The organism is Duganella sp. 1411, assembly GCF_017833525.1.
In the GTDB taxonomy this organism is placed as follows: domain Bacteria; phylum Pseudomonadota; class Gammaproteobacteria; order Burkholderiales; family Burkholderiaceae_D; genus Rugamonas.
Window position 1 is genome coordinate 2,815,527 of the sequence record NZ_JAFICD010000001.1, and the last position, 13,120, is coordinate 2,828,646.

Here is a 13,120-nt window from a genome sequence, read left to right on the forward strand (position 1 = left end):
GGAGAAGGCGACATTGTAAACCTTTTGCCGCCGCCCCACCCCGGCGCTACGGCACCAGCAGCGACTGGATCTCCGGCTTCAGGTAGTTTTCCAGCGTGACCATCACGGCGTCGGTGAGGATGTCGCGCTCCTTGACGGGCGCGCCCCTGGCCGCCGCGATCGCCGCCTTCATGCCGCGATAGCCCATCTGGCGCGGGTTCTGCAGCACCAGGCCGTGGATTTCCCGCTTCCTCAGGCCTTCGAGCAGGAAATCGCTGGTGTCGAAGCCGATCAACCTGGTCTTGCCGGCCTGGCCGCTCTGCCGCAGCGCGCGCAGCATGCCGTCGCTGGCCGACTCGTTGACGGCGAAGACGGCGTCGAGCCGGGGATATTTGGCCAGCGCCGCCACCCCGGCCCGCGACACCTTGCCACGGGTGCCGCCGCCGTATTCGTCGACGACTATGATGCGCGGCGCGTTCTTGGCAAGGTAGTTGACGAAGCCGTTGGCGCGGTCGTCGGTCGACCCGCTGCCGGAGACGGTGCGCATCACCAGCACCGTGCCCTGGCCGTTGAGCAGCGCCGCCATGCGCTCGGCGGCGAGCCGGCCGGCGGCGTGGTTGTCGGTGCCGACGAAGTTGCTGTGCCAGGAGCCGCCCAGCGCGGAGTCGACGACGACGATCTTCACGCCCAGCGCCGCCGCCTTGCGCACCGGGTCCATCAGGCGCACCCGGTCGGTCGGCACGATGATGATGGCGTCGATGTCCGCTCGCGAGTACAGGCGCAGGATATCGATCTGCGAATCGATATCGTCGTTGTGGGCCGGGCCGCGCCAGGTCAGGTGGACGGCGCCGTCCTCGGCGACCGCCTTGTCGACGCCCTGGCGCATGAAGGTCCAGAAATCCTGGTCGCGCGACTTCGGGATAAAGACGATGTTCAACTCTTTGCAAAACGCCGCCGGCGGCCAGCCGCCCAGGCAGATAACGCACAGTAGCAGCACGAACGGCCACTTTTTCATGAATGTCCCCTCCACCACGCCCCGCGTGCCGCGACGCTCTTTAAGCGATGCCCAGCACCTGCTTTTGCAGCTTGATCAAATCGGCGATGCCGCCCTGCGCCAGGTCGAGCAGCCGGTTCATGCCGGCGCGGTCGAAGGCCGCGCCCTCGGCCGTGCCCTGCACCTCGATGAAGTGGCCGGCCTCGTTCATCACCACGTTCATATCGGTATCGCAGCTCGAATCCTCGACATAGTCCAGGTCCAGCACCGGCACGCCCTGGTAGACGCCGACCGAAATCGCCGCCACGAACGCCTTGAGCGGAATGGCCGGCACGGCGCCGCGCTCGACCAGCTTGGAGAACGCGTCGTAGGCGGCGACCATGGCGCCGGTGATCGAGGCGGTGCGGGTGCCGCCGTCGGCCTGGATCACGTCGCAATCGAGGTGCAGGGTGCGCTCGCCGAACGCCTGCAGGTCGAAGGCGGCGCGCAGCGAACGGCCGATCAGGCGCTGGATTTCCTGCGTGCGGCCCGACTGCTTGCCGCGCGCGGCCTCGCGGTCCATGCGGGTGTGCGTCGAGCGCGGCAACATGCCGTATTCGGCCGTCATCCAGCCCTGGCCCTTGCCCTTCAGGAAGCCCGGCACCTTGTCCTCGATGCTGGCGGTGCAAATCACCTTGGTGTCGCCGCATTCGATCAACACCGAGCCTTCGGCGTGCTTGGTGTAGTCGCGCGTCAGGCGCAGCGTGCGCAGCGCGTCGACGGCGCGGCCGTCGTGACGGGCGATGGTGGGCGAGGCTAGGGTCATACGGTGTCCTTGTTGAAGATGGTTGGAGAGCTTACTTGTGGATTATCTGGGAATTACTTGAGTATGCGGGAGGATTTTTCGATAGCGCCGCGAATCTCCGCGATGGCCTTTTCGATTTCATCGTCGTCGAAGGCGGCGTCGGCGTCGGGCGCCTGCGCCGGCCGCGGCGCCACCGGCGCGCCCAGGATGGTGGTGCTGTGCAGGTCCTGCGGCAGCGCCTCGGTCGAGATCACCGTCGGCATCGCGCCCGCCGTCATGGCGTCCAGGCCGTCGACCACCGAACTGCCCTGCCACATGATGGCCAGCGCGGTGACGTTGTCGCCGCCGTCGCCGGCCGCCTCCAGCGCGGCGCGCAGCAGGTCGGGCACGGCCCGCGCCACCGGCTGGGCGTCCATGCGGCGCGCCATGTCGTCGTCCGGCAGCATGGACCACAACCCGTCGGAGCACAACAGCATGCGGTCGCCCGGCAGCACGCCCTCGGCGCCGCCCACCTCGACCTTCGGCAGGCTGTCGGCGCCCAGGCAGTTGTAAAGCTTGTTGCGGTCCGGGTGGGTGGCGCGCGCGGACGGCGGCACCAGGCCCTTGGCGATCAGGCTTTCGATATGCGAATGGTCGCGCGTGCGCGCCAGGATGCGGCCGTCGCGCATCCAGTACAGCCGCGAGTCGCCGCAATGGGCCCACGTGGCCGTGTTGTGCTGGATCAGGCAGGCGACGATGGTGGTGCGCGGCGTCTCCGGCATCTCGTGCGCCAGCCGGTAGGCGTGGATGTCGCGGTGCGCGGCCACGAAGGCCTCCTCGAGAAAGCGCCGCGGCTTTTTGACGTAGGGCGCGGCCTCGCGCTGGAACAGCGCCGAAATGGTTTGCAGCGCGACGGCGGCGGCCACCTCGCCGCGCGCGTGCCCGCCCATGCCGTCGGCCAGCACCAGCAACAGCGCGTCGCGGGTGAAGCTGTAGCCCATGCGGTCCTGGTTGACCTTGCGGCCGCCGATGTGGCTTTCCTGATACACGGAGAATTGCATTTTTGCCTATCCAGTTGGTCTTGCATACGGTCCGGCTCAGACCAGCGTGTCCGGCCCGGCCCTGGCCTTGGGCCGCGCCGCCCCGCCCAGCCGCCCCACCAGGCCGCGCAGGCCGCCGCCCAGCCTTGCCATGATGCCGCGCGGCGCTTGCGGTGGCGGCGGCGGCGCCGCCTGCAGCACCTTCTGCAGCGCGAACAGGCTTTGCGGGCGCTCGAGCGGGTCGACCCGCAGGCACCAACGCACCAGCTCCACCAGCTCCGGCGAATAGCCGCCCGCGAGTTTGTCGAAGTGGCCGGCCATTTTATCCTCGCTCTTGCGCTGGTCGGCCGGCTGCGGCGGCGAACCGACCATGCAGGCGAACATCGACGCGCCGATGCTGTACACGTCCGACCACGGCCCCAGGCCGCCGGTCTTGGCGTACAGCTCGGGCGGCGCGAAGCCCGGCGTGTACATCGGCGCCAGGGTCGGCATGTCGTTGTTGACGGTCTGGCGCGCTGCGCCAAAGTCTAACAGCATCGGCGTGCCGTCGGTGCGTAAATAGATGTTGGCCGGCTTCAGGTCCAGGTGCAGCAGCTTGCTGGCGTGGACCTCGCGCAGCCCCTTGAGCACCTGGATGAAGATCGTGCGGATGAAGGCCTCGCCCACTTTGCCGCCCTTGGCGCGCTGGCGCTGGATATGCTCCTGCAGCGAATGGCCCGATTCGTAGGCCATGACCATGTAGACGGTGTCGTGGGCGCGGAAGAAATTGAGCACGCTGACGACGTTGGGGTGGGCGATGCGGGCCAGCGCCCTGCCCTCCTCGAAGAAGCACTTCAGGCCGATGCGGAACACCGGCAGGTTGGCGCGCGAGACGGTCGGCACCAGCTCGCCGTCGCGGCGCAGCGCAAGCGAACTGGGCAAATACTCCTTGATGGCCACGGCCACCCCGTCCGGGTCGTACGCGAGGTAAACAATACTGAACCCACCGGACGCAATTTTCTTTACAATGCGATATCCAGCAATTTCCAGACCATCTGGCAACGGGGCGTTGTTTTGTGCAGCCATAGGATTCCTCGCCTCAACACACCGGATTGTGTGGATAAATCACTGTTTTGTAAAGATTAAATCGGGGATATCCATTGAGCATTTCCAGCATGACGGGCTACGCGGTCGCCACCAGTGAAAGCGCGGCGGGCACACTGACGATCGAAATCAAGAGCGTAAACTCGCGCTTTCTCGATCTGCAGTTTCGAATAAACGACGATTTGCGCGCGCTCGAACCCGATTTGCGCGCGGCGATCATGGCCGCCATCACCCGTGGCAAGGTCGAGCTGAGGCTCAGTTTCGGCCGCAAGGCGGCTACGGCCGGCACGCAGGCGCTCAACCTGCCGCTGCTGACCGAATTACAAAGATTGCAACTCGAAGTCGGCGCCCACTTCCCCTCCGCGCCGACCATGTCGGTGGCCGAGCTGCTGCGCTGGCCGGGCGTGATCGAGGAGGCGCAGATCGGCCAGGAGTCGCTGCAGGCTGACGTCGCCGCGCTGACCGCGCGCACGGTCGAGGCCTTCGTCGTCAGCCGCCAGCGCGAGGGCGCCGCGCTCGAGGCCATGCTGACCTCGCGCATCGAGGCGATGGAGGTGATCGTCAAGCGCATCACGCCGCTGATCCCGCAGGTGGTGGCGGCGTTCCAGCAAAAGGCCGTCGAGCGCATGCAGGACGCGCTGGGGCTGGCCTGCCAGGGCTCGAATTCGGCGCTGTCGCGCCAGGACGCGCTCGAGCGCATCCGCCAGGAGGTGATCCTGTACGGCATCCGCATCGACGTCGCCGAGGAGCTGGGCCGGCTGTCGGCGCACCTGGCCGAGACGCGCCACATCCTGAAAAAAGGCGGCCAGGTCGGCAAGCGCCTCGATTTCATGATGCAGGAGCTCAACCGCGAAGCGAACACGCTCGGCGCCAAGGCCTCGGTCAAGGAGCTGGCCGACGCCTCGATGGAACTCAAGCTGCTCATCGAGCAGATGCGCGAGCAGGTGCAGAACCTGGAGTAAGGTTCCCGCTTCGTCCCCCGAATCGATTTATTAAGCCCAACGGGCGACAAGTTGGACCGCTTGCGAAACGCGCTTGCGGCGCCTTACCGGCTGTAGTAATTTCATCGTATCCAGCCGGGACGAGGTGCCGCCATGACCGTCACAACCTTACCAATCCAGGATTTCATTCAAAACGCCGCCGAGGCGACAAGTGTGGCCAACAATGAGCCCGTGTTCATCACGGACCGGGGTCGCACCACACATGTTCTGCTTAAGTTTTCCGACTACCAACGTCTAATCCGAGAGCATCGGAACATGGCCGAACTGCTTGCCGTTCCGGACATGGCGGATATCGAGTTCGAACCGATCCGGTCGCGCGAAACCGCCAAGCCGGCGGATTTTTCGTGATGTACCTTGTCGATACCAATGTGGTATCGGAGTTGCGCAAAGCGCGGCAAGGCAAGGCCAACCGCAATGTCGTGCGTTGGCGGGTGGCTGCCGACTCAAGTACGCTCTATCTGTCGGTCGTCACGGTGCATGAACTGGAAATCGGCATCTTGTTATCGGAACGACGCAACGCCGCAAACGCCGTCGCCTTACGCGTTTGGATGGACGACCACATCATCCCGTCATATTCCGGCCGCATCCTGTGCCCCCTGGCTCTAAGACGCCAGCGCGCTGTCAACCGCCGGACGGGCGCGTCCCCGGTTACCTAATTTCATATGTTGTATTAACGCTTTTTGTAATTGCCGCAAGTATTTTCCCTCCACATAATAGCTTCCACAAGCATGGTCTTGCAGTTAACAAGTCATGCAAAATATAAAAGTGGGGAGACGATGCGAACATCAAAACTATCGGGAGCGCCGAGGCTTCGTGCCGCCTGTACGGCCGGTCTTCGGGCGCTGATCTTGGCCTCCGGCACAACCGCCACGCCCGACACTCCAGCAAACACTTCGACCCGATCGCCGACACGGCGGCCAACAACTACTTACTTCCACCACTAGTTCCAACTCGTCGGCGGCGCGGCCGGCGGCGAGCATCGTCAGCAAATGAAAAAGAAAGGAATAACTACAATGAGGGGACTATCCATGAGATTCCAAATGTCGGCCATCGGCGTGGTCTATGCAACGATGCTGGCCGCCTGCGGCGGGGGCGGCGGCGGCAGTGACGGCGGCGCGGTGCAGTCGATTTCCTTCCCGTTCGCGGGCGGGGGGACGGTCAGCGCGCCGCCCGCCGTCACGACCACCACGCTGAGGGCGACGGCCAGCTCCGGCGGGCCCATCACCTACACGTCGGAGACGCCGGCGGTTTGCAGCGTCAGCGGCAGCACCCTGTCGCTGCTCAAGGCGGGCGAGTGCGCGGTGACCGCCCGCCAGGCCGGTTTCGAAGGCTACGCGGCGGTCTCGCAGCGCCAGCTGTTCGTCGTGCCCAAAATGCCGCAAATGATCGTCTTCCGCAACCCGGGGGCGCAACCGCTGGATACGCACCCGGTCGCGCTGTCGGCCACCGCCGGCGCGGGCGGGGCCGTCACCTTCGCCTCCAGCACGCCCTCCGTGTGCACGGTCAGCGGCAGCGCCTTGACCAAGCTGGCCAACGGCCTGTGCACCGTCACCGGCACCCAGGACGGCGACGACATCTATGAAAAGGCGTCGGTGGTGAGGAACATCCCGATCGGCACCGAACAGGCGCCCGCGCTGACCTTCACGGCCGGCTTCAAGGACGCCACCACCACCAGGGACGGCGGCACCGTCGAAGGTTTCGCCGGCACCAGCGAGAACGGGTGGTGGTGCAACGGCGCGTGCGAGCAGGCCGCCTCCGCCGATGGCGGCAGCCTGACGTTCACGTTCAAGCTCAAGCTGGACCACCCCAGCGGCGGCGCGATCGGCGGCTACTACAGCCTCGGCCTGTACGCCGCCGGGCTGAAGGAGCTTTCCAAGTCCGGGCCCACGGCGGTCGGCGTGCGCATCGATTCCCAGGCGACGATGAAGTTCACCATCGCCCAGAACGCCGACTGGCTTAGCCCGGGCAACAACGGCGTCAGCGTCGATCTGGTGCTCGGCCACTTCGTCGTCAAGGCCGACGGCAAGCCGTGCAACGTGGCGCTGCGGGCGAAAGCCAAGCCGGTCGACACGACGGCCACCGCGTTCAGCCTCGGGCTGAAGGACTTCACCATCGGCGATGCCTGCGGACTGAGCGACCTCAACGCGTGGAACGAGCTGCAGGACTACCCGATCGCCAAGGTCGGCTTCAGCGCCGACAGCATGAACACCACGGTCTCGAGCACGCCGGCGGACAAACCGACCTACACCACCCAGCTCACGCTGACCGGCCCGATCACCTTCCAATAACCGCGAGCGCCGGCGACGGCCACCGCCGCGCGCGATGGCCGCCAGGGCATTTACCAGGGGACAAATACAATGAAAAAATTCAGGACCAAGAGCAACGCGGCGCCGTTCAAGATGACGGCGCTGGCCTTCGCCGCCGCGCAGCTCGCGCTGGTGTGCGGCAATGCCGCGCTGGCACAGACGGCGCCGGCGGCGACCACGGCCGGCGACGACGCGGGACCGACCAAGGTCGTCGTGACCGGCCAGCGCCGGCAACTGGAGACCGCGCAGCGCATCAAGCAGGAGGCCGACCAGATCGTCGACTCGGTCGTGGCCGACGAGGCCGGCAAGCTGCCGGACAAGTCGATCACCGAGGTGCTGCAACGGGTGGTGGGCCTGACCATGGACCGCAACCGCTCGCGCACCGGCGCCAACCTGGCCGCCAACGGCCTGGGCTTCGATGTCGAGGGGTCGGGCGTGCAGATTCGCGGCCTGTCCTGGGGCTCCTCCACACTGAACGGACGTGAAAGCTTTTCGGCCGGCTGGCCCGGGCGCGAATTGAGCTGGGGCGACGTGCCGCCGGAACTGATGGCGGGCGTGGACGTGTACAAGAATCCGTCCGCCGAGCTGGTCGAAGGCGGCATCAGCGGCCAGATCGACCTGCGCACGCGCCTGCCTTTCGACGCCAAGGGGCAATACGGCGCCTTTTCCGTCTCGGACAACTACGCGGTGCTGGGCAAGAAAAATTCGCCCGCCTTCTCCGGCCTGTACTCGAACCGCTGGTCGACCGACATGGGCGAAGTGGGCGTGCTGCTGGACCTCTCCTACGGCAACACCGCGAGCCGCGTCGACTCGATCGACCAATCCCCCTACTTCCCGCGCACCGACGTCGTGCCCGGCAAGACGGTGTGGCTGCCGAACGGCGCCAGCTGGGGCTCGAGCACGACCGATTCCAAACGCACCGGCATCTATGGCGCCCTGCAGTGGAAGAAGAACGACAAGCAGTCGTCGCTGACCTACTTCGATTCCAATTTCCGTTCAACCAACACCGGCAACAGCCTGTTCGCCGCCGCCGAAAATCCGTACATGGTCAAATACGGCGACGCCAGGTACGACAGCCGCGGCGTCTTCCAATCGGGCGTGCTGTCGTATCCGATCGGCGGGCAAGGCGCGAACCAGTTCGCCGACGGCGGCCTGGGCATGGGCACCACCCGCAATTACAGCAGCGTCAAAGGCCGCACCAGCGAACTGGCCTGGAACTTCAAGTGGCAGGCCAGCGAGCGCTGGTCGTTCCAGAACGATCTGCAGTGGGTGCATGCCACCAATAGCGGGGACAACGGCATGCTCAACCTGCAAACGTTCGTGCCCAGCATGGGCCTGGACGTCTCCGGCGCGCGCCCCGTGTTCAGTTTCGACGACAAGGCCCGCAAGTTCCTGGGCGACGCCGGCAATTACTTCTGGAGCGCCTCGCAGCCCGAGGTCAACAAGGCCAAGGCCGACCTGTATGCGTGGAAGGCCGACGCCAGGTTCATCTTCGACCACCCGGTGCTGCGCGACGTGCGCTTTGGCGTGCGCCTGACGGAGCGCTCGTCGACCAAATACAAGAACGCCGGCACCGGCTGGAAATCCTACGCCGATCCTTGGCAAGTGGCGTCCACCAAGGTCGCGGGGCAGTTGCCGAATCCGGCCGATCTGGGCTGGCAACGGAGTAACTTCGGCTACCTGAGCGACCCGCGGTATGCGGCCCTCGGCAGCGTCGAACAATTCTCGTTCCCGGACTTCTTCAACGGCCGTATCGCGGCGCCGCCGACGATCGTGTTGCCGACCATGGCCATGGTGATGAACAAGCCGGGCGCGTACCGGCAATTGTTGGCGGCACGTCTGCTCAATTGCGCGGACGAAAATGCGATCAAGGGCACGCCGGACCGCGATTGCCAGGTCGCCTCCGGCAATGCCGACTGGAAGCCGGATGGCTACGACACGTCCGATCCCAAGTACATCAGCAAGCACAACGAGGGCACCCAGGCCCTTTACGGCACCTTGCGCTTCGGCTTCGACAACTTGAAGTTCCCGGTGGACGGCAACGCCGGCATACGGGTGGTCAGGACCAGCACGGTGGCCCACGGCTACACGGTGTTCAAACCGACGTATGGCGCCACCACGCCGCCCAGCGTGCCCCGGTTCGGACCGATCGACGAGCCGATCGATGCCAAAAGCAGCCACGTCGACATCATCCCCAGCCTGAACCTGAAGACCAGCCTGACCGACAAGCTGCAGTCCCGGCTGGCGCTGTCGCGCGGCATTTACCGCCCCGGCTTCGACCAGTTGCAGGAGTACATCACCTTGGATCAGAAGGTGAATATGAACGCCACCAACACCGCCGTCATCGACTCGATCAGCTACACCGGCACCAACGACGGCAACGCGAAACTGAAGCCGCTCAAGTCGAACAACATCGACCTGTCGCTGGAATGGTATCCGCAGAGCGGGCAGTCGCTGACCGCCACGCTGTTCTACAAGAATGTCAAGGACGTTATCCTGACCAAATCGTACACCAGGACCGTCAAGGACCTGGCCGGCAACGACCAGGACTTCACGATCACCGGACCGGACAACGCGGCCAAGCTGTGGTTGGCCGGCATCGAAGTCGCCGGCGCGACCTACGTGGATAAGATTCCCGCGTTGGCCGAGTTGCTGCCCGACTGGGCGAAGGGCTTCGGCATCTCCGCGAACTACACCTACATCGACAACAAGCAGACGCTATACCACCCCTTCAAGATGGCTTATTGCCCCGCCGGAAAAAGCGGCACGGCCGCCAGCCTGTACGGCTGCGACACCAACGGCCTGCCCTTCAAGGACTTGCCGGTGGCGTACATGTCGAAGAATGCCCTCAACCTGGGCTTCATGTACGACCGCGGGCCGATTTCGGCACGCCTGGCGTATAACTGGCGCAGCCGCATGTTGCTGGCGACCGGCGTCTACGGCGCGTCCGGCGAAAACGGCACCAGCGCCGATCCGACCCGCGCCGCCGCCAATGGCGACATGCCGAAGGACGTGGGATGGTCGATTCCGGTTTGGCAGGAAGCCGTCGGCCAGTGGGATGCGGGCATCAACTACCGCTTCACCGAACACTTCTACGGCAGCTTCAATGTCAGCAACCTGACCCAGACGGTGACTAAGCAGACCAATCAGCACTCCATCGGCCAAACCGGCCGCAGCTGGTTCGATCCGGGTCGCAGCTTCCGGGTGTCGATGGGTTACACCTTCTGATCCCAAGCGCTTGGGTATCACGGGAAAGGCGGCGTTGGCCGCCTTTTTTTTGGGCGGGCCGCCCACGGAAAAAGCCGCCGCCCGCACGCGGCGGCCGATCGTAGTGTATTCTATGTATCCAATACATTCGACATCCATGGCCAAACTTCCCATCACCACCCGGCGCAGCATCAATCTTTTGCTGGACCACGCCGCCAACCATCTGGCGGTCGGCGACCCCTTGCCCACCGAAATGCGAATGGCAGAGATCGCCGCGAGCAGCCGCACCGCCGTGCGCAGCGCGCTGGCCCACTTGGCCGGGCACGGACTGATCGAGGGCATGAAGCAGCGCCACCTGCTGCGCAAGCCGCGCCCGGAAGACTACTTCGACGTGGCCGAACTGCACAGCGCCACCGAGCAGCTGCAGCAGGTGCTGATGGAGCGCATCTACGAGCGGGACCTGCCGCCGGGGGCGGAATTCACCGAGGTGGAGCTGTCGCGCGCGGCCGGCGTGAGCACGATCGCCGTGCGCGAGTTCCTGATTGGTTTTTCGCGCAACGGCATGATCGAGAAGAACCCGCGCGGCGGCTGGCGCCTGTGCGCCTTCGACACCAAATACGCCGAGGAGCTGGGCGAGGTGCGGGAGATGTTCGAACTAAGGGCGATCGAGCGCATCGGCGAGATGGCGCCGGACGACCCGGCGTTCGCCCGGTTGCGCGAGCTGCTGGCGCGCCACGAGGCGCTGGGCCGCGAGCCGGCCGAAAGCCACGCGGAATTCCCCGCGCTCGACCGCGAGTTCCATACTTTCCTGATCGGGCTGCTGGACAACCGCTTCGCCAAAAACCTCAACGACGTCGTGGCCATGGTCTACCACTACCACTATCAATGGGACAAGCGCGACGAGATCCCGCGCAACCAGTACGCGCTGCAGGAGCACCTGGCGATCCTGCGCCCGCTGGTCGACGGCGACGCGGCGGCCGCGCAGACGGCCATGCGGGCGCACCTGCGCTCGGCCCGCTCCACGATGCTGAGCGCGCTGCGCAAGCGCGATGCCGGGCACGCCCGGCCGGACGGCGCCAGCCGGACGACGTAAACCGGGGCGCCGCCATGGCGCCGCGCCTTGAATTAATAGGCGACGTCTTCCAGCCGATAGCGGAATTTTCTGCGCTCAGGCAAGTCCCATCCGGGCTCGCGGTCAGTATTGCGCGCTGGCTGGCCAGCTGTGGACGGGGCCTGCGGCGCGGGCAAGGTTGCCGTTGATCCAACCGCCAGCGGCGGGACTGCGGTGGACCCAGGCGGGATCGTACCGGTTGGCGTGGCGGCGGCCGGTTTCGCCGCCGCGAGCAGTTCATCGCGCAGTCGGCATGCTATTTTGAAGGTCTTGTCGCCCGGACGGCGGATGAATAAGTCCTGCCACGCATTGCGCGTCGAGCGGGCGAACGATTGCGCGAACTGGTTCGGCGATACCGCGCGGCCATTGTGGATGATCTGATCGCCTTCAACGCGCGCGTAGTTGTTTTCGCCGTAGCTCCACGATTTCAACACGGTGCCTGCGGGAAGGAACAGCGATTTCCATTGATAGCCGTGCATGTCCTCAGGGTCCGCGCCCGGCGCGAATCTGGCCGGGTCTTCCAGCCAGTATTCGATGGCGTTCGTGATGGCTTCCGAAATGTCTTGCGAACCGCCACGGTGGCGCAGCTTGTCGATGAGTTGGAGCAGGGTGTCGGTGGGCACCTGCACGGTCACTGTGTTATTCATCCGATTTTCTCCCCTATTTTGTTCTGCTTTTCCATATTTAGACGGGAAAGCGCGGCGATAGTTCAATCCCGGGAAAAATAGGAAAAAATAGGGAGGAAAATCGGGCTTTTGCTACACGGAGCTGCGCGGCCTACCCCCACTGCATACTCCTTGGGTGGGGTTCCCGCTCCCGCAGGAGGGACGAGGGGCGGGTTTGGGGCGGTAGCGCCCGGCGTGACAATGTGTGAACCTTTCAGATAAGCAAGCTGGTAAGCTGAGCAGCGTTGGCCGGGTTCGGCCAGAAGCTGCCGGAGGCCGTTTGGTTAGGCACAACAGAGCAGGCACTATCGCTTCAATTGGGAAAGAAAGTATGACCATCAATCTGGATGTCCATGAATCAGTTTATCGAGAGCGCCTGTTAGAGCATTTGTTGATCGGCGATCTGCTAAAACACTCGTGGTTATATGCGGGAGCTACGTTAGAGGTCTCACAGCCGTCAATCGACAGATCAGGCCATGACGTAGTCCTAGAGGCAAACGGTGTCACACGTCACGTCCAGTTAAAAACATCGTCCAAAGCTGCCACCACTGCTTCGCAGAAAGTGCATGTGGGGCTATCAAAAAAGCCTTCTGGATGCGTAATCTGGACTCGCTTCAATAGCGAGAGCATGGTCTTAGGTCCTTTCATGTTCTTCGGCGGCGAGCCGGGTTCTTCATTGCCATCCCTTGCTGACTTCCCGGTCGCTAAACACACAAAAGGGAATGCCGACGGCGTCAAAAAAGAACGTCCGAATCTACGTGTTGTTTCGATTTCCAAATTTCGGAAAATAGCAAATGTCCCTGCCTTATATGTTGCATTGTTTGGTACAGTCCATGAGGCACTGGCGTTATGAGATCAAGGATGCTTTGGGCTGAATGTGGTGGTCAAGTAAATTCGGACACGACGATAGGTTTTCTTGCTGCCATGTTCCGTTCGTAGACGGAGGGCGGCAGATTGCCCAGAACTGAATG

General features: G+C 64.3%; 12 protein-coding genes. 7 read left to right on the forward strand and 5 right to left on the reverse strand.

Going from position 1 to position 13,120, the window contains the following annotated elements; all coding sequences use genetic code 11:
- Positions 1-46 precede the first annotated feature (46 nt).
- From JOD97_RS11800 to JOD97_RS11815, 4 genes are read right to left on the reverse strand one after another with little or no spacing between them, the layout of a single operon-like run.
- Positions 47-994 (reverse strand): substrate-binding domain-containing protein, encoded by a 948-nt coding sequence (locus tag JOD97_RS11800; protein ID WP_209716901.1) that lies wholly within the window; start codon positions 992-994, stop codon positions 47-49.
- A gap of 40 nt (positions 995-1,034) precedes the next feature.
- Positions 1,035-1,778, reverse strand: a complete 744-nt coding sequence (gene rph / locus JOD97_RS11805) for a ribonuclease PH (protein ID WP_209716904.1) — start codon at positions 1,776-1,778, stop codon at positions 1,035-1,037.
- 53 nt (positions 1,779-1,831) lie between these two features.
- Positions 1,832-2,797 (reverse strand): PP2C family serine/threonine-protein phosphatase, encoded by a 966-nt coding sequence (locus JOD97_RS11810; RefSeq protein ID WP_209716908.1) that lies wholly within the window; start codon positions 2,795-2,797, stop codon positions 1,832-1,834.
- 36 nt (positions 2,798-2,833) lie between these two features.
- The gene (locus JOD97_RS11815) at positions 2,834-3,841 is read right to left on the reverse strand and encodes a serine/threonine-protein kinase (protein ID WP_209716911.1); all 1,008 of its coding nucleotides are present in this window, start codon (positions 3,839-3,841) and stop codon (positions 2,834-2,836) included.
- 89 nt (positions 3,842-3,930) lie between these two features.
- On the opposite strand from JOD97_RS11815, the gene JOD97_RS11820 reads away from it, so the two are divergent.
- The 6 genes from JOD97_RS11820 to JOD97_RS11845 all read left to right on the forward strand — a co-directional run bounded on the left by JOD97_RS11820 (position 3,931) and on the right by JOD97_RS11845 (position 11,466).
- The gene (locus JOD97_RS11820) at positions 3,931-4,821 is read left to right on the forward strand and encodes a YicC/YloC family endoribonuclease (protein ID WP_209717524.1); all 891 of its coding nucleotides are present in this window, start codon (positions 3,931-3,933) and stop codon (positions 4,819-4,821) included.
- A gap of 132 nt (positions 4,822-4,953) precedes the next feature.
- Positions 4,954-5,208: a type II toxin-antitoxin system Phd/YefM family antitoxin gene (locus JOD97_RS11825; protein ID WP_209716914.1), complete on the forward strand. Its 255-nt coding sequence runs from the start codon at positions 4,954-4,956 to the stop codon at positions 5,206-5,208.
- Positions 5,205-5,516, forward strand: a complete 312-nt coding sequence (locus JOD97_RS11830; RefSeq protein ID WP_209716916.1) for a PIN domain-containing protein — start codon at positions 5,205-5,207, stop codon at positions 5,514-5,516. Before JOD97_RS11825 ends, JOD97_RS11830 begins: the two co-directional genes overlap by 4 nt.
- Before the next feature lie 372 nt (positions 5,517-5,888).
- The gene (locus tag JOD97_RS11835) at positions 5,889-7,148 is read left to right on the forward strand and encodes a hypothetical protein (RefSeq protein WP_209716919.1); all 1,260 of its coding nucleotides are present in this window, start codon (positions 5,889-5,891) and stop codon (positions 7,146-7,148) included.
- A 69-nt stretch (positions 7,149-7,217) separates the two neighbouring features.
- Positions 7,218-10,394, forward strand: a complete 3,177-nt coding sequence (locus JOD97_RS11840) for a TonB-dependent receptor (RefSeq protein ID WP_209716922.1) — start codon at positions 7,218-7,220, stop codon at positions 10,392-10,394.
- A gap of 136 nt (positions 10,395-10,530) precedes the next feature.
- Positions 10,531-11,466: a GntR family transcriptional regulator gene (locus tag JOD97_RS11845; RefSeq protein WP_209716924.1), complete on the forward strand. Its 936-nt coding sequence runs from the start codon at positions 10,531-10,533 to the stop codon at positions 11,464-11,466.
- 32 nt (positions 11,467-11,498) lie between these two features.
- Here the strand turns inward: JOD97_RS11845 and JOD97_RS11850 are convergent, their stop codons facing one another.
- Positions 11,499-12,131, reverse strand: a complete 633-nt coding sequence (locus JOD97_RS11850; protein ID WP_209716927.1) for a ribbon-helix-helix domain-containing protein — start codon at positions 12,129-12,131, stop codon at positions 11,499-11,501.
- A 349-nt stretch (positions 12,132-12,480) separates the two neighbouring features.
- On the opposite strand from JOD97_RS11850, the gene JOD97_RS11855 reads away from it, so the two are divergent.
- Complete coding sequence (locus JOD97_RS11855; protein ID WP_209716930.1) at positions 12,481-13,002, forward strand: hypothetical protein; 522 nt, start codon at positions 12,481-12,483, stop codon at positions 13,000-13,002.
- The last annotated feature ends 118 nt before the right edge of the window (positions 13,003-13,120 follow it).